Origin of the sequence: Anabaena sp. WA102 (genome assembly GCF_001277295.1) — a bacterium.
Classification (GTDB): domain Bacteria; phylum Cyanobacteriota; class Cyanobacteriia; order Cyanobacteriales; family Nostocaceae; genus Dolichospermum; species Dolichospermum heterosporum.
Genome location: NZ_CP011456.1, coordinates 2,075,201 through 2,101,555, shown reverse-complemented (window position 1 = coordinate 2,101,555; position 26,355 = coordinate 2,075,201). Strand labels below are relative to the sequence as shown.

Genomic DNA, 26,355 nt, shown 5'->3' with positions numbered 1-26,355 from the left:
GTATTGTATTCATCTCATCACCTCCCTATCGGGTAGGTGAGAGGCTTCTACTGTCTAAGCTAAATTATATGTCTTAGGCAATTTTATACATCTACTAGAATCATAGCACGAGTCGGGTCAACCGCACACAAATTCAAAAAGACTGAATTACTCATAACTTTTGCTATACCAGCATATTTACCTCTTGCCTATCCATAATAAAAATCACATTTTATGGAAATAATCAGGATAATCATTGCTCTCCCCTGTAAATTTTGAATTAGTAACAAAGTAGAACCTGCGTCCCTACGCAATCATGTTTGTTAATCCTATGCGCTTTTATAAAAAGTAATCCCTATGGCTCTTGCTAAGATTCTTGTAGTTGACGACGATCCTGCGGTTCGGAATTTAATCCAACGCTTTTTGCTCAAACAAAATTATCAAGTTGAATCTGCCGAAGATGGGAAGACTGGTATGAGTATGTTTGAACAATTTAATCCCGATTTAGTAATTTTAGATGTTAATCTGCCGGATGTAATTGGTTTTAACCTTTGTCAAGAAATGCAGAGTCGTAGTGGCGTATTTGTACTACTCCTGACGAGTAGAACCGACGAAGGTGATAAAATTCGCGGTTTTGCTAAAGGCGCTGATGACTATCTGACTAAGCCATTTGGCTTGGGAGAGTTGGAGGTAAGAGTAGGGGCTATTTTAAGGCGGCAGCGAGTTGTGACTAATGCCGAACAGCAACGCTTAATTTTTGACAAATTAACAATTGATTCTATGCGGCGGGAAGTAATGATTAACAGCGAACCCATTCCCCTAACTGCGCTGGAATTTGACTTATTATATTTTCTTGCTAGTCATCCAGCTAGAGTTTGGCGACGATCCGAACTCATTCAAGAAGTTTGGGACTATGAATATGTTGGGGATCAGCGGGTTGTGGATGTTCATATCGGTCAAATTCGTAAGAAAATTGAAATAGATCCTACTCAATCAACATTAATTCATACTATTCGTGGTGTAGGGTACAAATTTGAATGCGCTACTTCTGCCTAAAATTTGACTACCACCTGTAAACCCCCGCCAATCCCACGCAATAAAGATTTGACACTCTCCGGTCTAAAGACGCGAAGCTCCCAACGCTACCGCGTTCCTCTTGTGGGATCAAATAAATAAACTTGGTTTATGAATTTAATCCAGTATTTTTATGGATTATTGATGAAATAAAGTTTCTAAGTAAACACGCGCCGCTCGGCGATCGCTCTCACCATTTTGCAGCAAAAATAATGATAAAGCCGCTGTTAAGACACGGGTTTGATCCCAATCAGGATGGGTTTCTAAGTAGTTGTTCATGGATTCCTGTAATGTTTCGGGAATTTCCGTAAAGATAGGGACTGTGGTGTTCATAAAATTTTCCTGTAGATCAATCAAGAGAAGTTATTGGTGTTCAGTTTTACTGAGGGCTGATTCATGCCCTGTGAGGGACGTAGGGAGAAATTAAAATAAACCAGAACACAAAATTCAGATGCTGAATGAAATCAAACTAAGACTCATTATTCTGCGCTCACCAGGGGTGGATTTGTCAATGCTGCGAAATGTTAACAATTAGCAGTCAAAAATAAATCTTGACCAAATAATCAGGCTTACAACTATATTTTTGTTATATAACTTTATAAAAACTCGGTTATCCACCCTGTTAGTAGTGAACAATTAACAATCCCCAATAAGTCAGCAATGACTGATTAACTCGTAGAACGTCTGTGGAAAAGTCCAAAATCACCTGTGGAAATCCTGTGGAATCAATGAGGAAAAAGGTTGTTAATAATAAGAATTACCATAATGTCAGGAAAATATGACATATCAAGCAATTGACACTCTCAGGTTTTCAGATACTGAATTTGACGCTTACCAAAAAACTCGTAAGGTGGTAAAGTATATAGCAGGAGTCAGGAGAAAACCCCTTTGGTAGCAAGAGTTTGACTGTTAATTAATGTCCTAACCGCCTTGGCGATTGCTATATTTGTAAATACAATTTATTTTATAAAAAATTTTGCTTATAGACATTTTGACGGGTCATGATCAGAAAAAAATTATCTTATTGCCCTGCTTGCTTGCTTGTTAGTTTGATAGCCTATACAGTTGGTGATAAGAGTTACTCATTAAGAGTAGGCTAAATGCACGTTAAAATAGATGGAAGTAGTAATTTATTGTAGTTTCGACAATAAAAACCTCTAAATCCCATATCCTGTAGATTCTGAATTTTTGCCTGAGAAATTGGAATGTTAGACCAAATATTTGATTACTTAAATTTTCATTTCAGTGTTGAAGCTTCTATAGTCCTCTTAATATTAGTGATTTTAGAAGCGGTACTGTCGGCTGATAATGCGATCGCTCTCGCTGCGATCGCCCAAGGACTAGAAGACAAGAAACTAGAACGTCAAGCCCTAAATATTGGGTTAATCTTCGCTTATGTTCTCCGCATTACCCTACTGTTAACAGCTACCTGGGTACAGAAATTTTGGCAATTTGAACTATTGGGTGCTGCTTATCTGTTGTGGCTGGTCTTCCAGCACTTCAGTTCCCAAGAAGATGAAAACAATCACCATCATAGACCACGTTTTAAATCTCTGTGGCAAGCTATACCCGTAATTGCCTTTACAGATTTAGCCTTTTCCTTGGATAGTGTCACCACAGCGATCGCCGTTTCTCAAGAAATATGGTTAGTAATCACAGGTACAACCATTGGGATTGTCACCCTCCGATTTATGGCTGGATTATTTATCCGCTGGTTAGATGAATATACAAACTTAGAAGACGCAGGTTACATCACTGTAGCATTTGTGGGTTTACGTCTCTTATTAAAAGTCATCAACGATGATTTAGTCCCACCAGAATGGCTCGTAGTGACTGCCATTGGGATCATCTTAGCCTGGGGCTTCTCTAAACGCAACGTTGTAGAATTAGCCCCAGAAGAAAAGGAAAAAGCTGAAGTATCCGAAGTAACAAAGTAATTCAGCAAAGATCAGAAGCAGAGGAGATGAGGAGAAATTAATCTTGCCTCTTGCCTCTTGCCTCTTGCCTCTTGCCTCTTGCCTCTTGCCTCTTGCCTCTTGCCTAACTACTCACTTAACCAAGGTGTAGAATGAGGTTGCCAAGCAACTAACTCCTCTTCCTTAAACCACAGCGCAATTTCTGTTTGAGCGGTTTCTTGAGCATCAGAACCATGAATGAGGTTACGACCGACATTAACACCAAAATCGCCGCGAATTGTTCCTGGTTCTGCTGTTAAAGGGTTGGTTGCGCCAATAATTTTTCTGGCTGCTGCCACAACGCCCTCACCTTGCCAAACCATTGCTACCACTGGACTAGAAATGATAAATTCCACTAAACCAGGGAAAAAAGGTCTTTCACGGTGAACATCATAATGTTTTTCCGCTAATTCCTTACTGACTTTCATAAACTTTAAACCCACCAGGGTAAAGCCTTTGGTTTCAAATCGGCGGATAATTTCACCCACTAGTCCGCGCTGGACACCGTCAGGCTTAATTGCTAAAAATGTGCGTTCCAAATCTGTCTCCAAAAACATAATCTAATTTTGATGGGTTAATTGTCAGTTGTATTGATGTCTTTTGTCTAGTAGTCTTGCGAATTTTCCCGAAAAATTTGCAGAGATCAGGGAATTAAGCAAAGATAGTCTTCTTTTCTTTCTGGTCAAAACCTAGCAAGGCTTACTTACCCCTCTATGGGTAGCGCAACATGGTATTAACCATACTTCTAATTACTAATTCTTAATCAGAAATTATTTCTAGTTGTATATCCGTTACCAGACTATTTTGTTAAATTGTTATTTCGTGGGCGCAATACAGAGGTCAGGAAAAAATGGGTGTCGAGTCAACCGCTGATGAGATTGTGAAAATGCCATCTAATGGGCATAAATCCGAACTAAAACACCAAAAAAAGAAACAACTGTTAGTACCTAGTACAAGTACAGGAGATTTACCTTTGCCTTGGAAAATTGAGAACAGTGAAGACCTTTACCGCATTGAAGGTTGGGGACAGCCTTATTTTTCGATTAATGCGGCTGGTCATGTCACTGTTTCTCCCAAGGGTGAACGCGGTGGGTCATTAGATTTGTTTGAGTTGGTAAATGCTTTAAAGCAGCGCAATTTGGGTCTGCCCATGTTAATCCGGTTTTCTGATATTTTGGAAGACCGAATTGAGCGGTTAAACGCTTGTTTTGCTAAAGCGATCGCTCGCTATAACTATCCTGGTGTATATCGGGGAGTATTTCCAGTTAAGTGTAATCAACAACGCCACCTGATCGAAGATTTAGTTCGGTTTGGTAAACCTCATCAATTTGGTTTAGAAGCAGGTTCTAAGCCGGAATTAATGATTGCTCTGGCTTTGTTGGATACACCAGGATCATTGTTAATTTGCAACGGCTACAAAGACCAGGAATACATCGAAACAGCGATGTTAGCCCAAAGACTAGGACAAACACCAGTTATCGTCCTAGAGCAAATTGAAGAGGTGGATTTAGCCATTACGGCTAGTCGTCAATTAGGCATTAAGCCCATCTTAGGAGTAAGAGCGAAATTAAGTACCCAAGGAATGGGACGTTGGGGAACTTCCACAGGCGATCGCGCTAAATTTGGGTTAACAATTCCCGAAATTATGGAGGCTGTGGAAAAATTGGGTGCAGCCGACTTACTCGGTTCTTTGCAATTATTACACTTCCACATTGGTTCTCAAATCTCCGCGATCAATGTCATTAAAGATGCCATCCAAGAAGCCAGCCGCATTTATGTAGAATTGGCAATGTTAGGGGCAGATATGAAGTATTTAGACGTTGGTGGTGGCTTAGGTGTAGATTACGATGGCTCTCAAACCAATTTCTACACCTCGAAAAACTACAATATGCAAAACTATGCTAACGATATCGTAGCAGAGTTAAAAGACACCTGTGATGAAAAGCATATTCCCGTACCAACGCTAGTTAGTGAAAGTGGTCGGGCGATTTCTTCCCACCAATCGGTTTTAATCTTTGATGTTCTCAGCACCAGTGATGTGCCTCTTGATCCCCCTTCTCCTCACCAAGAGGGAGAATCCCCAATCATTAAATATCTCTGGGAAACCTACCAATCCATTAATAAGGAAAATTACCAAGAGTTCTATCACGATGCTGCTCAATTTAAAGAAGAAGCCATCAGTCGTTTCAACTTAGGAATTTTGCGCCTCAACGAACGCGCTAAAGCCGAGCGTCTTTACTGGGCTTGTTGTCAAAAAGTTTTAACTCTTATCCGTCAGGAAGAATACGTACCTGATGAGTTGGAAGACCTGGAAAAAATTATGGCTTCCATTTACTACATCAATCTCTCTGTGTTTCAATCAGCACCAGATTGTTGGGCGATAGATCAACTATTTCCCATTATGCCCATACATCGCCTTGATGAAGAACCAACTCGCAGAGGAATCTTAGCGGATTTAACCTGTGATAGTGATGGAAAAATAGACCGCTTTATAGATTTACGGGATGTCAAATCGGTTTTAGAACTGCACAAATTTGAGCCGGGGAAACCTTATTATCTAGGAATGTTCCTGAATGGAGCGTACCAGGAAATTATGGGGAATTTACATAATCTCTTCGGTGATACTAACGCTGTTCACATTAATTTAACCCCCAAGGGTTATCAAATTGAACACGTTGTCAAGGGCGATACCATGAGTGAAGTTTTGAGCTATGTCCAGTATGATTCTGAAGACATGATAGAAAACATTCGCCAACGTTGCGAGCGAGCCTTAGAAGAAAAGCATATCACCATAGCAGAGTCCCAACGACTATTACAAACTTACGAACAAAGTTTACAACGGTATACTTACTTGAATAGTCATTAGTCATTGGTCATTGGTCATTGGTCATTGGTCATTGGTCATTAGTTAGTAGTAAATTACAGCCGATAGCTGACAACTGACAACTGACAACTGACCACTGACAACTGACCACTGACTAAATTGAGTTTGTTCCCAATAATTCGGCGATCGCTTGGTGTTCTAAAGGCTTTTGAGAAGGTGGAGTTTGACGAGCATCAGTAATTAACCAATCTAAAGCCGCAGCTTGGACATCAATTGATGCCCCCGTCTTATCCACACAATAACGTCCAAACACCAGCTTATCTACCAAACGCACACCTGGAGCTAAACGCGACCATTCAAAAATCACACTGTTATCTACAGTTGCACCACTGCAAATCCAACAATTTGGACCAATCATCGCCGGACCAATGATTTTTGCGCCATCCTCAATTTTAGTCATTCCCCCGATATAAACAGGTCCAGTAATATCTACTTTGTCCCAATTTACAGATACATTTAGTCCAGTAAAAATACCTGGCAAAACTTCATGTCCAGGGATTTGCACATTTTTAATTTCCCCTGATAAAACACCACGAATTGCTCGCCAATAATCGGGAACTTTACCAATATCTACCCATTCAAAATCCATGGGAATGGCGTAAAAAGGGGCATTATCTGCCACAAGTTGGGGAAATAATTGGCCACCAATGTCATACTCCATCCCAGAGGGTATATACTTGAACACTTCTGGCTCAAAAATATAAATACCTGTATTGATATTAGTGCTAAGAGCTTCTTCAACAGTTGGTTTTTCTTGGAAAGCTTGAATGCGATTATCGTCGTCCGTAACTACCACACCATAACTAGAAACTTCTTCCTTGGGAACTGATTTGGTAATAATAGTAGCGATCGCCCCTTTGGATTTATGCCACTTTACCGCAGCAGTTAAATCTAAATCAATTAAAGCATCACCACACAACACTACAAATGTATCGTCAAAAAATGGGGAAAAATCTTGAATCCGACGCATACCCCCAGCCGAACCAATAGCCTCACCGACGAGTTTACCGTCATCATCAATTTTACCTTCAAAAGAATAGGCAATCTGCACTCCAAACCGCTGACCATCTCGGAAATAACTTTCTATTTCCTCCGCCAAATGGCTGACATTGACCATAATTTCGTCAAAGCCATGTTGACGTAATAACTCCAGCAAAAATTCCATAACCGGCTTTTGCAGTATAGGAATCATCGGTTTGGGAATTGTATACGTAATGGGACGGATACGAGTACCTTTTCCCGCCGCAAGAATCATCGCTTTCATAAAATTTTATTTCCTTTGTCAGTTGTCAGTTGTCAGTTGTCAGTTGCACAAGAATATTTCTCCCCTTTTACTTCCCCCACCTCCCCCACTTCCCCAACTCCCCTTACTCTCTACTCCCTGCTCCCTGCCTTTAAGTAAGTAAGCGGATTTGAATTTCCTGGTAAAATTCTTGTTGAAATAGTTCTACCTTAGATTGAGCCGATAGCAGTAGTAACGCCCAAAAAACGCTAACTAAGTTACCGTGTTCTGATTCATGATGAGAAGCTTTTTTCTCTGGTTGTTTTGTCTTTATCCACAAATCTATCAGTTGTTCTAAATTCCAGCATTGTTCCTCTAAATTTTGCCCTTTAGCAGCAGAATTTAATACTTGCTCTAGTTCTAACGCGACTTCCGTTAGATTTTCTTGGTGTGCTAACTCTAGGGCTTCCCTCATAGTTTGCACACTAGGTTGACGTTTCAGTCGCTTAGGTTTATCTACTGTTTCTACCAGCTTTAGTTGGCTGGCCATAATTTGTAACTGGTCTATTAACTCTTGTAAAGTTACCCGCCGTTTTGGGGGTGGCATAGCTGCCGGACGACGGCGTAAGTGTTGCTCCAGTTGCAAACGATGGGCTGGATATAACAATCCATCCTCAATTTCTAATAGTGTATCATCTACAACTTCTTCTGAGATATTATGTACTGCCGACAACTGCATTAATGTATTAGCTTTAAATAATACAAGCATTGATGCTGATAAAAAAGCCTGTCCAGATTGAGACAAGTCACTTTCATAGCCTCTGATAGTTCTTGCTTCTGGAGCCATCAATTCTAAGTAATGGTCAATCACCTCAATAACTCGCACGTCCCAAGGGTCAATTTCCCCTTTTTCAGCTTGCTCAATGAGGTGTGTAATTGTTTCTAATAGTTCGACTGCATCCATTTAATTCAAAATTTAATATACCAGGAGTCAGGAGTCAGGAGTCAGGAGTTCGGAGTTCGGAGTTCGGAGAAAATTACCCAATGACCAATGACCAATGACTAATGACCAATAACCAATTTATTCATCTTGTTCAAATTCCGAGCCGTAATTAGCTCGAAAAGTAGAGACAAAATCACTGTGATCACTGCCTTTAATGGCATCAAAAGTGCCTTTGATAGTTCCCGCAATTGGCACAGCAACGAGTGTTCCTAATAATCCAGCAATTTCAAATCCCATTAAAATGGCAATAAAAATCCATAAAGGGTTAAGTCCAATAAAATTGCCCATTAATTTTGGTGCTAACAAATTGTCTTTGATTTGTTGCATGATAACTGCCATTGTAGCGACTGGAAAGGCTAACCACCAATTTTGGATTAATACCAACAATGTGACTAAACCAATGCCTAAAGTTGCGCCAACAACGGGAATAAGCCCAGAAATACCGATAATAATAGCAAATAACAGGGCAAATGGAATTTTCAGAAATAAGAAAATGGGTGTAAGGGCTATGACCATAAATAGTCCTAGCAATAATTGGCTCAAAAAAAAGTTTTGAAAATTTAACTGTAATGAGCGGCTAAAAGGAAGACCAATATTAGACGGGAGAATGTTAACTAAACCAGACCAAACGCGATCGCCATATATGAGCATATAAAAAGCTAGAACAATGACCAATACTACGTTCAGTATTCCTGATAACAGTGTTCCTGCAAATCCTACCGCCCCTGAAGCTATTTGCTGTACTAAATTCTGAATATTAGCATTTATTTGGTTTGTTACTAGCTTTAAATCTATAGATAACCGCCGCTGCTTTGCTAAACTTTCTAAGTGATCCAAATTAGCTTGACTAGTCGCTAACCAATCAGGAATCTTATTTAACAATTGAATGGTTTGGTCAATGACCATTGGTACGAGGGTAACACCCAAAACAATAAACAAAGTTAAAGTCAGCAGTAAAACAATAATTACTGCTTGAGTACGGGTAACTCTGACTTTCTCCAGTAACTTAACCGGGTAATTCAATAGAAAAGCCAGAATTGCAGCAATACTGAGAATAGTAATTGGATTCTGGAAAAAATGGAATAATACAGACAGTAGCCAGATATTGAGGGCGATAATTGGTCCACTGAGTCCGTAAATTAACAGAGTTTGCAGAGAAGCAAAACGGCGCATCTGATTTAATGTATAAGCAAGGACTTCAGGTGTAAGAGAGGAATGATCACCTAGTGTGGCGGAAGCCATACTTTTGTAATTTCCATTTCCTATTGTCAATACCTTGTCCAAATTGGAAAAAGCCTTGATTTGTAAGGTTGGGTTGTGGAACGTAAACGTATCCCTGCGGGACACTGCGTGAACGCCAAGCAATCAGCATGAAACCTAACGCATTTGTTGGGTTGCGCTGTCGCTTAACCCAACCTACGGAAAATGGACAAGGTATTACTATTGTCTAAACTATTTACTGATTTTGATCATAAATTTTAGCTGATCTAAATTTGAGGAAATAACAAAAATGGATACTAGCATAGCTGATCTTCGCAAAGACTACACATTACAAGATTTAAATGAGAAACAAATTGATCCAAATCCATTTATACAATTTAAAATATGGTTTAGTCAGTCCCTGTCAGCCCAGCTACCTGAACCTAATGCTATGACTTTGGCTACTTGTACATCCGATGGTCAGCCTTCGGCGAGAATGGTATTACTCAAAGATTTTGATGAACGGGGGTTTGTCTTATTTACTAATTACAATAGCCAAAAAGGACAGGAATTGACAGTAAACCCCCATGCTGCTTTGGTTTTTTGGTGGGCGGAATTAGAACGCCAGGTCAGAATTGTGGGAACTGTGGAAAAAATTTCCGCAGCAGAATCTGATAGCTATTTTGAAATCCGCCCTACATATAGTCGGTTAGGTGCTTGGGCTTCTAATCAAAGCGAAGTAATTGCGAGTAGAGAAGTTTTAGAATTACAATTGCAAGAATTTCAGCGCAAATATCAAACTCAGGAAGTTCCTCGTCCTCCACATTGGGGTGGTTTTCGCGTGATTCCCCAAAAAATTGAGTTTTGGCAGGGAAGATCGAGTCGTTTACATGACCGCCTGTTATATACTCATGTAGATAATGGCGGCTGGGAAATCGAGCGTTTATCACCTTGATTTAATATTTGATGTCAGCATTCAGCTATCAGCAGTAATAGTGGAGATGAGGAAGTAGTTATTTCCTGAAAGTTATACACATTTAACATTCTGTATTTCCGTATTGAAAACTGATAGCTGAATACTGAATGCTTAAATGATAATTAATAGGAAGATCCTGATCAGAGTAAAAACCGATGATTATTAATTAATAATTCAGTATAAGTTAACTACCCCAAATTATCTTTGATATATGTTTCTTAATGTACAGTTAGATTATACTGGATCTGTATATATTAAGCATGACTTATCAGAAAGACCGACATAGATATAGTAGTTATCAGGTCATTAAGTAGGTTGGCGTTAAAAATTGTTGTTATGGCAAGGGAACAGAAAAGAGATTTTGGGCAACTTGACTTTTCCTTACATATGTAGTTTTTTTTCCATTCACTTACAAAAGAAGGGAACAGGGAACAGGGAGCAAATAAGAAACACTCATTTGCACCAGTTTAAAGCTCAGTCAAAAAAAGGATGTTTTTAAAAGATGCGTAGCACGAAAAAAACAGTGTCATTATTTCAATCTCATGTTTTTAAACATGAGTTTTTCCTGTTCCCTGTTGCCCGTTCCCTGTTCCCTTTGAATTAGATGATTAATCTTTCTTTGCTGAAATGTATTTAAGTTTTGATACACATTTTTAACTTTATGCGAATCATACATATATTAAATCATGTCCAGGAAATCGGTAATGGTATTGTCAATGTAGCTGTGGATTTAGCTTGTTTACAGTCCCAATCTGGCGATGATGTGGCGGTAATTTCAGCGGGAGGGGGATACGAAAAATTATTAAATCAATTTGGTGTTAAACATTACGAAATTAACCAAAGTCGTCAGCCAATAACAATGATGAAGGCGGCGATCGCTTATCGGAAAATTGTGCAAGAATTTCAACCAGATATAGTTCATGCTCACATGATGACTGGTGTGGTATTAGCGCGGGCTTTGAGATGGGAAAATAGATATATTTTAGTGGCTACTGTCCATAATGAATTTCAACCTAGTAGCCTATTGATGGGTTTAGCAGACCGAGTAATTGCTGTTAGTAAGGCTGTCAAAAATTCGATGGTACAACGGGGAATCCCCAAACAAAAATTACGGGTAATTTGTAATGGGACATTGGGTAGTCCTCGGACTCGGAAAATATCCGATTATCAACCTTTAAGTTTACAAAGTCCAGCGATAGCCACCGTAGCAGGAATGTATAAAAGAAAGGGCATCACTGAATTAATTGCGGCTTTTGAAGAAATTGCTCAGGATTTTCCCGAAGTACATTTATATTTGGTGGGAAATGGTCCAGATAAACAAATATTTGAGTCTCAAGCCCAAGCAACGGCTGTTAGTCATCGGATTCACTTTGAAGGGTTTCAGCCTGAACCCCAACGTTATTTACTAGCCTGTGATATTTTTGTCTTGGCTTCCCACCGTGATCCCTGTCCCTTGGTGCTTTCAGAAGCGAGGGAAGCAGGGTTGGCGATTGTGGCCACTGAGGTAGATGGTATTCCAGAGGCCTTGGATAATGGTAAAGCGGGGATATTAGTGCCGGCGCAGGATAGTCATCAGTTGGCTAAGGCATTAATAAAATTATTGAGTGATGCAAATATACTTCAGGAATGGAAACAGCGATCGCAGGAAAATCTAGAATGGTTAAATGTTGCCCGTGTACACCAAGAAACATTGGCTGTATATGAGGAGTTAAGTTTTCAGGAAAGTTTTTCGACCTCTACTCAACCTGATTAATACTAATTTTTGGCATTGGATAATAGGGAAGTGCTGTATGTTTTGTCCTATCTCTCTTAGAGATCCCGCAGGGCAGACACAAAGTTTGAAATTGCTGATTTTTCAAGTTTATCCTCCAATTCAGCAACTCCACAAACAGTTAAATTAAGAATCTAAAGATTCAGTTATAATGGGACGATAATAAATTAGAAAAAATCCTCACAACAGGGAGTTAGAGTTATGGTGGCTACTCCAATCTCAACTGCTCCACAACTATCAACAATAGCAATCTCTTGGGAAGCATTACCCGAAGATTTTATCCTAGAAGAAGAACCTGTGGAAAACACTGCACAACCATTAATTGCTGGGGCATTACGAGAAAGTCTGGAACTAAGTGGATATATTCAATCCACCATGCTGATAGCTGCCAATTTGGGCATATGTGCCACAATGAATGACAAACTTGTTGTTAAAGCCCCAGATTGGTTTTTTGTGCAGACAGTTTTACCCTTGTCTGGGACAACAGATAGACGCAGTTATACACCTCATCTGGAAGGAGAAATTCCCCGCGTTGTCATGGAATTTTGCTCAGATACAGACGGGAAAGAATACTCAGCTAGACGCGCCTTCCCCCCCGGAAAATGGTTTTTTTATGAACAAATTCTCCAAGTCCCTACCTATGTAATTTTTGACCCCCTGACGGCTGAATTGGAAGTTCATCAAATTGAGTCAGGACAGTATAAATTACAGCCAATAGACGAGAATAATCGCTACTGGATTACAGATATGGGATTATTTTTGGGATTGTGGGAAGGAGAAAAAGAGGGGCGTATAGGTTACTGGCTAAGATGGTGGGATCAAGCAGGTAATTTGTTACCCTGGGCAGTCGAAAAGGTAGAACAAGAACAGCAACGGACTGAACAGGAACGCCAACGGGCTGAACAAGAAAGTCAACGGGCTGAACAAGAAAGTCAACGGGCTGAACAGGAACGCCAACGGGCTGAAAGATTGGCAGAACAATTACGCGCACTGGGTATTGATCCAATTGATTAAATGTGCGTTTTCTAAAATTGTTGTAGAGATGTTTCATGGAACGTCTCTACTTTTTTCACCAGATGTCTAATCAATCCCAATTGGCAAATTCATCACTAATATTGCGAAGTAGGGCAGTGATTTGAGTGCGTCGGGTTTCAAAGTTAGCAGCAATGTAAATTAACAAAATACCAACTAATAAACCAACAATCCATTTTAAGAAAGAATAACTCAGACTGAAAATTACTAATTGGTAAATGCTAGTAATTAAAAAAGTACCTGTACCAACATAAAGAAAAGCGCGGACTTTTAAACCTAAGCCAGCGAAAATAGTAATCAGACTAAAAACACCAGGGATAAAAGGCAGATTTTGATAAAACAAAATTGTCCAACCGCAAATTAAACCACTTCCTAACATTCGCAAACTGTGACGGAGAGGTTTGGTTGTTGATAATTTTAGTTGTTCATCTATTTGGGCAATATATAGTAAAGATAAACCAATTGGTATAACGTACCAAAGAGAATCTCTGAAGTTTAAATCATTAAACCAAGTAAATAATGCCCAATCAATTAATATTAAACTGATATATGTAAACCGGATTTGTGTGGCAGCGTTAGCTAAAAAGATGTAGTAAGCAGCAACGATAATTAAAGTAATAGGATAGGTTGTTAGTCCCGTTGTTCCTACAATAATTAATGGGAGAATGTATGCTGTGCGTTGCCAAGGCGTTTTTGACCAACCTAATCTTTGCCAAGGTAGAATATATAGGAAGTAGGCAAATAGGCAGGATATCGCTCCATTCCAAGGTAGTAATTGCTCAAATATTAATCTCCCTATTGGTAAATTTTGTAAATAAATACCAATAATTCCTACTTCTATTAAACCTAAATAAACCCAGATTTCTTGATTTGTTTCTTGGGAATTTTCTTTTCCTTGCCAAATCGCATAGCGAACTAAAAATAATCCTGTTCCTAATACGATAGACGAGTTAATTTGGATAGGTAAAGTCATAGCAAAAAGGAATAAAATACTACTCCAAACCCAATGAAGATGGGCAATATTTTTTAATTCTTGAGAATTGAAACCCAGATAACTAATCAGCCAGGGTGTGAGGATACGGTAAGCATACATGATGCTAGTACCAAGGGCTGACATGGCAATTAAACCATCACCTAAAGCCTCTCCTTTAGATAGGGACATTTGATAAAATAGGAGTTCGTAGGCGGAAATTGATAGGCCGATAATACCAAAATAAAGGAGGGGTTTAAATGCTTCCCTGCGTCTTCCTACTCCAATGAGAATTAAGGCTACACCCAGGGAACAAAAACCTGTAAAATTGGCAAAGGTATTTAATCGCAAAATGACGCTAAATGCACCATAAATAAGGGGGAGAATATGAAAACTATTAGGTAATGTTTGTAATTGATGTTTGCGTCGCCACCATTCACCAAATAGCTGAGTTGTTAAACCGAGAATGATGTTTGCTATGGCGATTCTAATGATTGAATGTTCGCCAAATCCTAATATTTCGGCTGTTAATAATTCTAAACACCAACCAATACCATAAAATGCCGATTCTTTCGATTGTCCCCAACTGCGATAGATGATTGATGCTAAAATTATCGCTGTGGTAATAACATAGATATATTCTGTTTTGATAATGCTTTGATAAATTAAACTGGAATGCAAAGTCAGAGCTGATAATTCTATTGTACATAATGCGATCGCCCATTTATCACTTGCGGCTGCATAAATTATTGCCAATTCTGTACCTTTGCGTAAAAGTACACCACGCCATAGCCATAAACTCAGTATTGTTAATGCAGTAACGACAAACCAACCTGATATTTTTAATTGGATTAAACCAAATACACCTTCACCTAATAATGCAGTCAGGAAACTTAATCCAAAACCAATAATTATTCCTGCATATATTTGGTTTCTTGAATAGCGAGTATGGACTAACATTACCGCTATACCCACACCCAAACCGATTAATCTTATTCCTGGTAATGGTAAAGTTAATAATTGAGAAATCCCTACAGCGAAGACACTTAAAAACCTGTTAGTGGTGCGATTTGGTTCAGTATTACGAATAGCTAAACCTGTTAATGCTAAAGGTGTAATTAACCAAATTACGCCTAAAGAGTTTTGATTTTGCCAATTACCATGCCAATAACTTTCAGCATTTACCCATAATAGAGAAAAACTGATTGCAGCTAATACTAAACCAATATACCATGCACTCCGTCGCGTTATGCCTTCACCAAGACTAAATCCCCATTCAGCTATCATGATAGCTAATAAGATACCAGCCCAAATTTCTTGATTTAAACTTGGTAAAAACCAATTAATGCTAGAAATTAGCGTCAATACTCCCATACCATGAGTTAAGTATATCAAGGGAGGAGAAAAAGCTGCACGACGTTGGATAAATGTGGCTAGAGTAATAGTAGATAATAAAAAATTGATTGTTCTTAATATTGGATTTACCAAACTAATTATTGTTAAACAAATTCCCAAACCTAGAGTTAGCTGTTCTCCAAAATCTGCCAAGTCTTGATTTTCTTGATTATGTAATTTATCTGTTAGCCATAACATCAAAATGACGTAAGGAAATAAAGCAATACTCAATAATACCCAAGGGTGATTTTGAGAATTAGTTAAATGGGTAGCGGTGCTAATTAGTAATGTTTTTAGTTCATTAGGAATTAATCTCCAACCTAGCCAAATTGTCTGTAAACCAATTAAGAAAATAGCTAAAAAATCTTTTTGTAAATTATATTTTTGTAACCGACGACTAAAAACCCACAAACTTAAAATGCTGACTATTATAGCTTGGGCTGGTTCTGTTATGACTGAAACTAACCAACCTAATAAAAGTAAACTTCTTCCTAATTCTTCCCAAAGGATAGAAGGATTTGTAGAAGAATTTTTTTCTGATAACCAAATTACTAAACCACCGCAAATCCCAATTGCTAAACCTAATTGAGTAATATTAACTCCAGCTATAAAAATAGCCCTTGTCAGTAAAGTTAATAAAGCGTAAATCAGAAAAGTAAAATATAAACTAATTCCCCATTGTGGAGTTTCTATATTTGTATTTTCTTGCGGTTGGGTTAATTGATTGTAAACAGTAATAGTAGTTGTTCCTATCATTGCTAAATAAACAGCAATTAGGGGAAAATTTGATAACTTCCAACCCCAATGTAAATAACTCAACCCGATAATATTGATTAAAGGTAATTTACCACTGGGAAAATTATTAATAATATTGCGGTTTTGACAAAGTTGATTAGTAATAAATGTCAGGGTTAGCGACGCAATTCCCATCACAACTAAGTTTAATGGATTTTGCCACAAACTAAAGCTATCCATTGCCCAAAAGTTGATAGGAACTAATAACAATGTGACTATTAATAATGTCTGTGCAGTTAACCTTAAATTGCTTTGTTTACCCGCCCAAAATGTAAATCCACAAAAACTCAAAGTATAGGCAAATAAAACTCCATACTGTCCAACTGCGGGGAATCTTTCCCATTGACTTGCAGCGAGAACACCGGAGGAAAGCACTACTAAAAATATACCCAAAAACAGCAACCACCGTACACTTAATTCTTCACCAAAAGATTGCAGCATCGAATTAACAAAACTGGGTTTCGTAGGTGGTTTTGTGATGGGTGGTAAAGTTGCAATTAATGGTTTTCGTGGGGGTGTGCTAGGGGTGAAAATTTCCTCTGGTTCTGATGCAGTCTGAGGTGTAAAGACTACAGTGCAAGTGAGATATTGACGGGCTATTTGTTTAACTTGATCATCAGATATTAAACCGAGTTCTAGTAAGTCATCTAATCCTAATAATAAGTCAGGATGATTAGATGGTAGTTTAATGGGAATTTTCTGGGATGGTTCAAAAGGTGATGTCATAATCTGCAACCCTGTAAGTGTATATTAGAAATAGCCCTTTTAAGATGACTGGATAATTTAAAATATTTCAGTCACATTAATACTGACATCAGGAAAAGCTAAAATTGATAAAGTCTGATTTTTTACTAACTTCTGTATATCTTGATAAACTCCCTGGAGAGGATTTCGATATACTTCTATAACTTCCTGATTAACATCTATTAACCAAACTTCAGGAATATTTGCTTCTGCATATAAAGGAATTTTTACTTCTCTGTCATATTTTATCGTTGTGTCGGCAACTTCTATTAACAAAAATATATCTTCTGGTTGGGGGTGTGCAGTTCTATAAAAATCTGCACGGGGTTTTAATAATGCTATATCTGGTTGAGGTTCAGAAGTTTCATCTAATTCTACTGGGTTTTGGACATTAATTAAGGCCAGACCTCCTAATAGCAACGCTAGTAAGTTACTTAAAAATAAAACACAACCTGAGTGTCTTGTACCAATAGGGGACATATCAATCATTTCTCCGCGAATTAATTCTAATCTTTCATTTTCTGACAAAATACCAGATTCAGCCATTTGGTGAAATTGCTTAACTGTAAATTGGTGTCTGAGTAATTGTAAAACCATTGTCGCCTCTATGGGAATTTTAATTAATAGGGGTGAAACTAGGGAATCTATTAAATATTCTACATTTATTTTAGATCTTTTTTATCTGTGATGTAAATACCACATACAGTATAAACGAGATATGATTAGATGGTAGTTTAATGAGAATTTTCTGTGATGGTTCAAAAGGTGATGTCAGAAATTGCAACCCTGTAAGGGTATATTAGAAATAGCCCTTTTAAGATGACTGAAGAATTTACTAAATTAATAAATTACTAAATTACTAAAATAGAACTCTCAATCAGATGTATTTTTCACAATTAGATTTACTATTTAAAAAACAACGTTTTAATCCCAAAGATAATGTTTGAATAAAAAATCTTGCTTCAGGTAAATCATTGAAAATATAGTCTATACTTTCAGGTGTGATATAATCTAAAGCCTGTTTTTCGATTTCTTCATCTTGAGGATATTCGGTTTTGTACAATAAAACTTTCCACTCGCGGGGATTTTTACCATAATTTTTATTTAATTCTCCTCTCGCAGCAGCAACAAGAACTTCTATTGAGGGAAATGTTGTTAAAGGCATGATTATGGGTAAATATTTTCTAGGATATTCATTTCTAGCTTGAAAAGCATAAAATTTTTCAATTGCTTCTCTCAAAATATGCGATAAACTAATTGCCCAAGTATCAAAATATTGATTTTTATCTTTAAGAATATGTTCCGTATCAGTAGTTATTAAAAGAATATCACTATAGGAAATATCTACATTATCTTTAAACTCCTCAAAAGCTTGGATAATTGTACCACATATACTATCTCTTAGTTCTACTGCTATTTTATTGGGTAAGTAATACCCTTCAGGATTTTTGCGACAGGCATTTTTGTATTTTTGAACATGATCAAAAATGTTTTTTCTAATCAGTGGAATAATATCAAATTTGACATTTTCTGATATTTCTTCTAATAAAATACATTCAACAATTTTTCCAAACACTTTATAGTCAGTTAACCCGTCTCCAACAATTCCCACATTAATAGTATTCATGATATTTTACCCAATTGTCCCTGTGTACCAAAGTTCTGCTAACTGATATTTTGGTATTTTTATTAACTGTTTACCTGTATTTTCCTCAGTTTCATATTCTACTTCATCATCTTTAATTGCTCCAATTCCCACAAGGGTATCAAGTGCAGTATTTAAGTTTCTCACATCACTTTGACGACTACGTTTATCTAAACGAACTGTATAAACATGATCAGGATGTTGATTAAATTCTCTTAAAACAGAGGGGCTGTGAGAAGTTAAAATAAATTGTGTTTTTGCAAAACCATCTTGACTAGGTGATGTTGCTTGCCAAATCCAATTCATTAGTTGTTGTATATTACCTGGATTAATACCATTTTCTATCTCTTCTAACATGATTAGAGCAGGTGGTTTCTTTAATGATGTCAGCAAACTAATTACAGCAATTTTCATAAAGCCATCTGATACAAGATCTGGCATAAATTCTTCAATAATACCCTTGCGTCCTAAATCAAATTCCCAGATGAGACTGGAACGATTGGGATCATAACGAACTCCAATAAAACTTGTATCAACAGTTCTCATTTTGGCAATAAATGATGAAAATATACGTTCTTCTTTTTCTTTGACATAACGGAGAAGTGACTGAAAGTTACTTCCTGTTTCTTTCAAATATATTGGGATTAATCTATCTCTCAAATATACGGGGATTGCACTTATTTCAAAGTCATGTTTTTGATCTATATCCTGATTATCTTTCTGTTTGAGAAATGTAGGTTGAAAATGATAACTAAATATATTATCAAAATCCAAGAAAAATAATTCGCATAGTCTTTTTTCTATTCTGTTTAAATCTTGGTCTAATTGTATTTTTTTCCTTAATTCTAGAATAAATCCAGACTGATCATAAACACTATTAACTTCCTTTGGTGTTTCATTGTTGGCTAATGTGATAATTATTGTTTCCTTACAGCCAAAAGCATCCGAAAATGGATCTATTTCATATGTTTCTATTTTATAATTAATTCCTCCAATTATGTTATTCCATAAAATGGAAAATGACATCGGTTCTTCATCTTTAGCAAGCCTGTGTTTATGTGGATATAAATCTTTATTAGCATTTATAGTTTGATCTATTTCATTGTTAAAATTTCCTCGTCTGACAAGATTACAAAAATGTTGTATTCCTGCTAAAAAATTTGTTTTACCAGAATTGTTATTACCAATTAACAAAGTTACTGGATATAATTCTATGGTTGTTAATTTGTGAGTTCTAAAATTCTCTAAAGTAACTTGTTTGAACATGGTAACCTCCCAAAAACAGAATTATTTTTACCTTACCAGTTATGTTAATACTTTACACTATATTTTCGGAAATAGATAAAAAATGGTGGGCATTGCCCACCCTACACTCAAGCAGTTTCCGAAATTGCCCCTTGCATTTTTACAAAAGTATCTATTAAAGTCTGCAATTGTTGATCTGCTTTAAATACTCCTAAACCTCTTGCTGTTACCTTCCCAGGAGAATAAACAAACCTTGCTTTCATTGTGGGAGTGAGGTTTTCTGCTAAGAGATTCCAAGCTGGTTCTTCCATTGGTGTTTCTAAAACAATGTGCTGTTTATTCTCTGGTTTAATGCGGCTAAATCCGAGATTTTTGGCTAATTGTTTTAATTCCATAACTCGTAATAACTGACTAGCTGGAACTGGTATAGTCCCATATCTATCAGTCCATTCAGCGGCAATTTGTTTGAGTTCATATTTTGATTTTACTGTGGCTACAGCGCGATAAGCACTCATTTTTTGATCAAGATCAGGAATGTAGGTTGCAGGGATAAATGCGGTGAGATTAAGGTCAATTTGGGTATCTTCAACTTTGGGTATTTCTTGACCTCTAATTTCTCGAATTGCTTCTTCTAACATTTCCATGTACAAGTCAAAGCCAATGACATCCATTTGTCCAGATTGTTCTGCACCTAGCAAGTTTCCCACTCCGCGAATTTCCATATCTCGCATTGCTAATTGATATCCAGAACCGAGTTGAGTAAATTCTTGAATTGCTCTTAATCTTTGTCTGGCGGCATCGGATAATTCTCTTTGTTTAGGGTAAAATAACCATGCGTGAGCTTGAATGCCAGCACGTCCTACCCGACCCCGTAATTGATATAATTGAGATAACCCAAAACGGTGAGCATCTTCAATTAATATTGTGTTAACTCGCGGAATATCTAAACCAGATTCAATAATTGTGGTACAAACAAGAATATCAGCGTCATTATTGCCAAAAGTCAGCATAGTTGATTCTAACTCGCTTTCGTCCATTTGACCATGAGCGATCGCAAATCTTCCTCCTGGTACCATTTCTCGCAATTTTGTAGTAGTTTCTTCAATCCCTTCGACTCGCGGAACTACATAAAATACCTGTCCACCTCGATCTAATTCTTGACGAATTGCACTTCTGACAATATCAGAATTTAAAGGTGCGAGATGGGTTTGAATTGGTCTTCTGGTGGGAGGTGGAGTGGTAATTAAACTCATTTCCCGAATTCCTGATAATGACATATATAAGGTTCTGGGAATAGGAGTTGCGGAAAGAGTGAGAACATCAACTTGCGTTTTGAGGCTTTTGATTTTTTCCTTCTGATTAACTCCAAATCTTTGTTCTTCGTCAATTACTAGAAGTCCCAAATCTTTAAATTGCACACCTTTTCCTAATAATTGATGTGTGCCGACAACTATATCTAATTCTCCAGTCGCTAGACGTTTTTGAATATTGCGTTTTTCTTCTGCGCTGCGAAACCGATTTAGTAACCCCACGTTCACAGGATAGGGGGCAAAACGTTCTTTAATTGTATGATAATGTTGTTGAGTGAGAATTGTGGTTGGGGCTAAAAGTGCTACTTGCTTTCCTGCGGTGACAGCTTTAAAAATTGCCCGAATTGCCACTTCAGTTTTGCCAAAACCCACATCTCCACATACTAACCTATCCATCGGTCTTTCACTTTCCATATCCCGTTTCACATCTTGTACCGCTTTTAGCTGATCTGTGGTAGGTTGGTAAGGAAAGGAATCTTCCATTTCTTCTTGCCAAGGCATATCTGCGGGATAGGAAAAACCTTGTTGTTGAGAACGGGCAGCATACAATTTTAACAAATCTACTGCTAGTTTCTTAATGGCTTTACGGACTTTATTCTTAGTATTTTCCCAGGCTTTTCCGGTCATTTTGTGTAATTCTGGGGCTTTATCTCCACTGGTGCGAAAACGAGATAAAGAACTAACTTGGTCAGCCGCAACTCTTAATAAACCATCTGCATATTGCACGACTAAATAATCACGGGTTTCATCATTAATTGTTAAACTCTCTAATTTAACAAATTTACCAATGCCATGACTACGATGAACAACATAATCTCCCTGACGTAATTTATTAGGATCAACTTGTTTAGATGTGGCTTGACGACGTTTGCGGACATAACCAAAATTAGCTAAAGAATGTTGTCCATAAAATTCTCTATCGGTGACAATAACTAATCGAAAAGAAGGTAAAATAAAACCTTCTAATTCTGCTAAACCGGAATATTTAAGGGCAATCGGGATATGATTAATTTGCAGTTTATCAATAGCTTGATAATCACGGGGATTGGGGATAAACTGGGCAGGACAATCATGTTCTTGTAGCAGAGAAACCGAACGGGAAGGTTGAGCCGAAATTATCCAAACTGCAAAATTGCGTTCTCTCTCGTTTCTAATAGTTTCCCCTAACTTGGCAAATTGGTGAGGTGTAACAGGTAAAGGTCTACTTGCTAAATTTAAACCATTATTTTCTTCCGACAATTCTGATAAATATAACTTTCTAAAATTACTAATTTCCCCTATACACTCATCAAAATTTCGATGAATCTTAGGTAATCCAACCGACAACTGACCACTAACAACTGACCACTGACTATTAGCATTTTCCACCCAGCGATCGCTATGAGCATAACATTGTTCTGGTTCATCAATGGCCACAAGGGTATTTTCTGCTAAATAATCCAGCAATGAAGCCGGTTTTGCAAAAGCCAACCCCAAAAACCGCCGACTTCCTTCTAATGTTCCTAACTCTTGTAGAGACGGTTCATGAAACGTCTCTACATTTTCTGTAAGTGCTGTGTTGATAATCGGTGCAAAACTTGTAGGGGTAAGGGTAACTTTTTCCACCTTATCCAAGGCAGAACGCTGGGTAGCCGGGTCAAATTCCCGAATTTGTTCAATTTCGTCGCCAAACCATTCCAAGCGCACAGGCAACTCGGAGGACACCGGAAACACATCCACAATATCTCCCCGTCTACTCCATTGTCCTTCAGTTTCCACTAGGGGAACTCGTTCATATCCCAAAATCGTGATTTTTTCCCCAAACCCGTCTAAATCAAATTCCATCCCTTTTTCTAAGGTGACACAAAATGATTTAAACGCATCCGGTGGTGGCAAATGCGGCTGCAACGCCCCCACAGTAGCAATTATGGCAGTTCTTTGTTTTGGCAACTGACCACTGACAACTGACGACCGACCATTGACCAAATCAGCTAACACCTGCATTTGACCCCAACTCAACTCATTTTCAGGGTCAAAGGGTTCATAGGGAGAAGCTTCGGAAGTGGGGTAAAAGTGGACAGTTTTCCATCCCATTGCTTCCATTTGGGCAAAAACCCGCCCAGCTTCCTCTAAAGTGGCACAGACCACACATAAATCCTGATCTTCATAATTTGCTAATGCTGAAGCTACCAGTCCTTTGGGTAGCCGAGAAATCCCATTTAACCGCAATTCCTGTTGCTTGTTGAGTTTAGTAATGAGTTCTGCGGTAAGAGGCGATCGCGCCAAAGCACGCACAATAGAAGAGAAGGACATAAGTTTTACGCTAAAAAAGGAAGTCGCTGCTGACGTGAAAATCTCGAATTATTTCCTGTTAACCATTTTAAAAGTGTTAACCCCTCTCTTGACGATAAATAGGAAAGAATCAAACCGAACTACTCATAGACAGAAGCAATATAGCTACTACTTTGTGTATAGTCAAAGTATTTAGAGAATTACCTAAAATACTGGATACTAAGATCAGTCTGATTGAATGAACACTGGGCAACTTCTGATCACCGTATACTTCTATTCTTTATACCAGCAATTTTAAAAATGTCTTCCTTCACGTTTGAAATTTTAACGATTTTGGTGCTAATTTTCGCCAACGGTGTATTTTCCATGTCGGAAATGGCTGTAGTTTCAGCCCGGAAAGTCAGACTACAGCAGTTAGCCAATCAAGGGGATATTAACGCCAAGGCTGCATTAAAACTCGCAGAATCTCCCAATCATTTTCTCTCTATCGTCCAGGTAGGGATTACACTCATCAATATTCTGAATGGTGTCTTTGGTGGTGCGACCATTGCCAAAAGATTAGAAGATTATATCAAGCTAATTCCCATTTTAGCTAATTATAGTAATGCGATCGCCTTTGGCATCGTAGTCCTACTCATCACCTATTTTTCCCTCATTGTCGGCGAACTCGTCCCTAAACGGCTGGCTTTAAATAACCCCGAAAAAATCGCTGCTTCAGTCGCCATACCCATGCGGGCTTTAGCAAAAATAGCTTCACCCATAGTTTATCTTTTGAGTGCATCTACAGATTTAGTTTTGCGAATATTAGGAATTACCCCCTCTGCTGAACCACAAGTTACAGAAGAAGAAATCAAAATTCTCATCGAACAAGGGACAGAAGCGGGAACATTTGAAGAAGCCGAACAGGACATGGTAGAGAGAGTTTTCCGGTTAGGCGATCGCCCCGTCACCTCCTTTATGACACCTCGACCTGATATAGTTTGGTTAGACTTGGAAGATCCCCCCGAAGAAAACCGCCAAAAAATGGCAGAAAGCGGTTATTCTCGCTATCCCATTTGTCAAGAAGGACTAGATAACGTTCTGGGGATTATTCCCGTCACCGACCTATTAGCCAGAAGTTTACGCAACGAACCCTTAGACTTAACTCTAGGATTACGTCAACCCGTATTTGTCCCCGAAAGCACACGCGGTTTAAAAGTTTTAGAATTATTCAAACAAACCGTCACACACATGGCTTTAGTCGTAGATGAATATGGCGTAATTCAAGGCTTAGTCACCCTTAATGACATCATGAGTGAAATTGTCGGTGATGTTCCCACAGAACCAGGACAAGAAGAACCTGAAGCCGTACAACGGGAAGATGGTTCTTGGTTAGTAGATGGAATGTTAGGAATAGAAGAATTTTTAGAACTATTTGATCTTGAAGAATTAGAACATGAAGAAAGAGGAAATTATCAAACATTAGGCGGTTTTGTCATCACCCATTTAGGCCGGATTCCCGCAGCCGCAGATCATTTTGAATGGGATGGTATGCGGTTTGAAGTTATGGATATGGACGGAAATCGGGTTGATAAAGTCCTAGTAGTACCCAAGGTCATGGCTAATTGAAGTCAGGAGGTAGGGGCGCAGGTCCTGCGCCCAGTCAGGAGAAAGAAGCGTTACAGAAATCTGGTTTGGATAAAATTCATGTAAAATTAACTCTTCCTTATTTAAAGCTTAACTTTTCTAATGTTCACTAGGGTTAAATTCACTTTTTGCTGCAACATTAAAATTCCCCCCCATTACCTTCAAGTGAAAAGGTTTGGGGGATTATTTTAGGGCTTAGGCATTGACATCCCAAAGCTGAAAACGACGCAATTTCGTTTATTAATATCATGGTAAGTTAGTGAGCGTGCATAAGCCCTATATTTGTTAAAATATCCTCAACTTACAAAAAAAAACCTTTGATCAGCAAAAATCCCCAACCATTAAGTAATATTAGTTACTCTCGTGTCATCCATCTTAGTCATCTCATTGATCAAGATATACCAAAATGGACAGGTGATCCTCCCGTAGAATTTACCAGTGTTGCAGAAATTCCAGATGATGGTTATTACTTACGAGGCTTTTCCTTGGGAGAACATAGCGGGACTCATATTAATGCCCCTAATAGTTTTTATGCAAACGGCGCAAGTATTGACCAGTATCCAGCATCATGTTTAATATTACCAGCTATAGTTATCAATATTTGTGAACAAGCAGCAGTAAATCCTGATTATGCCTTGACTGTTAGTGATATCCAAACTTGGGAAACTGAATTTGGAGAAATTCCCACAGGGAGCTTGGTGATATTATATACTGGTTGGCAAGAAAAATGGTTAAATCACCAGGCATTTTTTAACCAAGATAAAGACGGAAAAATGCACTTTCCTGGTTTTAGCTATGATGCAACTGAGTTTTTAATAACACACAGGCAAATTACTGGAGTGGGTATTGATACTCATGGTGTAGATTCTGGGCAGAATACTAATTTTACTATTAACCGGTTGCTTTTAGAGCGATCGCTAATTGTTCTCGAAAACCTCACCAATTTAGATCAGTTACCACCGCATAGTATCACCTTAATCATTGGAATTCTCAGATTAAGAGGAGGTTCTGGTTCTCCCGCAGCAATCATGGCATTATTTTAAATTTTTCCTTTTCCAACCATTTACCCCAAACTCTTTAATTCACAACCAATAATAAGTAGGTGAACACAATAAAACCAAACTGTGTAAAGAAATGTAAAATCGCCCAAACCCTCTTCACTCTTGCCTCTTGCATGAGTGCCTTTTGCCTTGCCATAACGACAATTTTCAACACCAACCTACTTACTCAATAAAACCATTAACCAATTCAGAAAACT

At 38.1% G+C, this 26,355-nt stretch carries 18 protein-coding genes; 8 read left to right on the top strand and 10 right to left on the bottom strand.

Annotated elements, in window-relative coordinates:
* Positions 1-336: 336 nt before the first annotated feature.
* On the top strand, positions 337-1,035 hold the full coding sequence (locus AA650_RS09330) for a response regulator transcription factor (protein WP_053538799.1): 699 nt from the start codon (positions 337-339) through the stop codon (positions 1,033-1,035).
* A gap of 156 nt (positions 1,036-1,191) precedes the next feature.
* Here the strand turns inward: AA650_RS09330 and AA650_RS09325 are convergent, their stop codons facing one another.
* Positions 1,192-1,386, bottom strand: a complete 195-nt coding sequence (locus tag AA650_RS09325) for a DUF2811 domain-containing protein (protein ID WP_027401370.1) — start codon at positions 1,384-1,386, stop codon at positions 1,192-1,194.
* An 872-nt stretch (positions 1,387-2,258) separates the two neighbouring features.
* Here AA650_RS09325 and AA650_RS09320 point away from each other — a divergent pair.
* On the top strand, positions 2,259-2,990 hold the full coding sequence (locus AA650_RS09320; protein ID WP_053538798.1) for a TerC family protein: 732 nt from the start codon (positions 2,259-2,261) through the stop codon (positions 2,988-2,990).
* Between the two features lie 107 nt (positions 2,991-3,097).
* Here AA650_RS09320 and ndk read toward each other — a convergent pair whose 3' ends face one another.
* Complete coding sequence (ndk, locus tag AA650_RS09315) at positions 3,098-3,547, bottom strand: nucleoside-diphosphate kinase (protein WP_027401368.1); 450 nt, start codon at positions 3,545-3,547, stop codon at positions 3,098-3,100.
* Between the two features lie 311 nt (positions 3,548-3,858).
* On the opposite strand from ndk, the gene speA reads away from it, so the two are divergent.
* Positions 3,859-5,874, top strand: a complete 2,016-nt coding sequence (gene speA, locus AA650_RS09310; protein ID WP_053538797.1) for a biosynthetic arginine decarboxylase — start codon at positions 3,859-3,861, stop codon at positions 5,872-5,874.
* 112 nt (positions 5,875-5,986) lie between these two features.
* Here the strand turns inward: speA and AA650_RS09305 are convergent, their stop codons facing one another.
* From AA650_RS09305 to AA650_RS09295, 3 genes are all read right to left on the bottom strand, one after another.
* Positions 5,987-7,156 carry a sugar phosphate nucleotidyltransferase gene (locus tag AA650_RS09305; protein ID WP_039201385.1) on the bottom strand — a complete coding sequence of 390 codons (1,170 nt, stop codon included), beginning with the start codon at positions 7,154-7,156 and terminating at the stop codon, positions 5,987-5,989.
* A 130-nt stretch (positions 7,157-7,286) separates the two neighbouring features.
* Positions 7,287-8,078 (bottom strand): segregation/condensation protein A, encoded by a 792-nt coding sequence (locus AA650_RS09300; protein ID WP_053538796.1) that lies wholly within the window; start codon positions 8,076-8,078, stop codon positions 7,287-7,289.
* Between the two features lie 117 nt (positions 8,079-8,195).
* On the bottom strand, positions 8,196-9,290 hold the full coding sequence (locus tag AA650_RS09295; RefSeq protein WP_053541235.1) for an AI-2E family transporter: 1,095 nt from the start codon (positions 9,288-9,290) through the stop codon (positions 8,196-8,198).
* 337 nt (positions 9,291-9,627) lie between these two features.
* On the opposite strand from AA650_RS09295, the gene pdxH reads away from it, so the two are divergent.
* From pdxH to AA650_RS09280, 3 genes are all read left to right on the top strand, one after another.
* Positions 9,628-10,272: a pyridoxamine 5'-phosphate oxidase gene (pdxH, locus tag AA650_RS09290; protein WP_053538795.1), complete on the top strand. Its 645-nt coding sequence runs from the start codon at positions 9,628-9,630 to the stop codon at positions 10,270-10,272.
* A gap of 682 nt (positions 10,273-10,954) precedes the next feature.
* Positions 10,955-12,046 carry a glycosyltransferase gene (locus AA650_RS09285; RefSeq protein ID WP_053538794.1) on the top strand — a complete coding sequence of 364 codons (1,092 nt, stop codon included), beginning with the start codon at positions 10,955-10,957 and terminating at the stop codon, positions 12,044-12,046.
* A 222-nt stretch (positions 12,047-12,268) separates the two neighbouring features.
* A complete protein-coding gene (locus tag AA650_RS09280; RefSeq protein ID WP_442853962.1) occupies positions 12,269-13,078 on the top strand; it encodes a Uma2 family endonuclease in 810 nt (269 codons plus the stop codon).
* 70 nt (positions 13,079-13,148) lie between these two features.
* Here the strand turns inward: AA650_RS09280 and AA650_RS09275 are convergent, their stop codons facing one another.
* The 5 genes from AA650_RS09275 to mfd form a co-directional block, all read right to left on the bottom strand.
* Positions 13,149-16,982 carry a hypothetical protein gene (locus AA650_RS09275; RefSeq protein ID WP_053538792.1) on the bottom strand — a complete coding sequence of 1,278 codons (3,834 nt, stop codon included), beginning with the start codon at positions 16,980-16,982 and terminating at the stop codon, positions 13,149-13,151.
* Between the two features lie 57 nt (positions 16,983-17,039).
* Positions 17,040-17,597 carry a Uma2 family endonuclease gene (locus AA650_RS09270; RefSeq protein WP_053538791.1) on the bottom strand — a complete coding sequence of 186 codons (558 nt, stop codon included), beginning with the start codon at positions 17,595-17,597 and terminating at the stop codon, positions 17,040-17,042.
* Between the two features lie 280 nt (positions 17,598-17,877).
* Positions 17,878-18,627 (bottom strand): hypothetical protein, encoded by a 750-nt coding sequence (locus tag AA650_RS09265; RefSeq protein ID WP_053538790.1) that lies wholly within the window; start codon positions 18,625-18,627, stop codon positions 17,878-17,880.
* Positions 18,628-18,633: 6 nt separating this feature from the next.
* Positions 18,634-19,911 carry an AAA family ATPase gene (locus AA650_RS09260; protein WP_053538789.1) on the bottom strand — a complete coding sequence of 426 codons (1,278 nt, stop codon included), beginning with the start codon at positions 19,909-19,911 and terminating at the stop codon, positions 18,634-18,636.
* A gap of 107 nt (positions 19,912-20,018) precedes the next feature.
* Entirely contained in the window at positions 20,019-23,492 is a 3,474-nt protein-coding gene (mfd, locus tag AA650_RS09255; RefSeq protein ID WP_053538788.1) for a transcription-repair coupling factor, read from the bottom strand.
* A 279-nt stretch (positions 23,493-23,771) separates the two neighbouring features.
* On the opposite strand from mfd, the gene AA650_RS09250 reads away from it, so the two are divergent.
* Both AA650_RS09250 and AA650_RS09245 read left to right on the top strand, forming a co-directional pair.
* Positions 23,772-25,079, top strand: coding sequence for a hemolysin family protein (locus AA650_RS09250; protein ID WP_081424192.1), 1,308 nt, complete (start codon positions 23,772-23,774; stop codon positions 25,077-25,079).
* A gap of 335 nt (positions 25,080-25,414) precedes the next feature.
* Positions 25,415-26,140 (top strand): cyclase family protein, encoded by a 726-nt coding sequence (locus AA650_RS09245; RefSeq protein WP_205748555.1) that lies wholly within the window; start codon positions 25,415-25,417, stop codon positions 26,138-26,140.
* Positions 26,141-26,355: the final 215 nt, after the last annotated feature.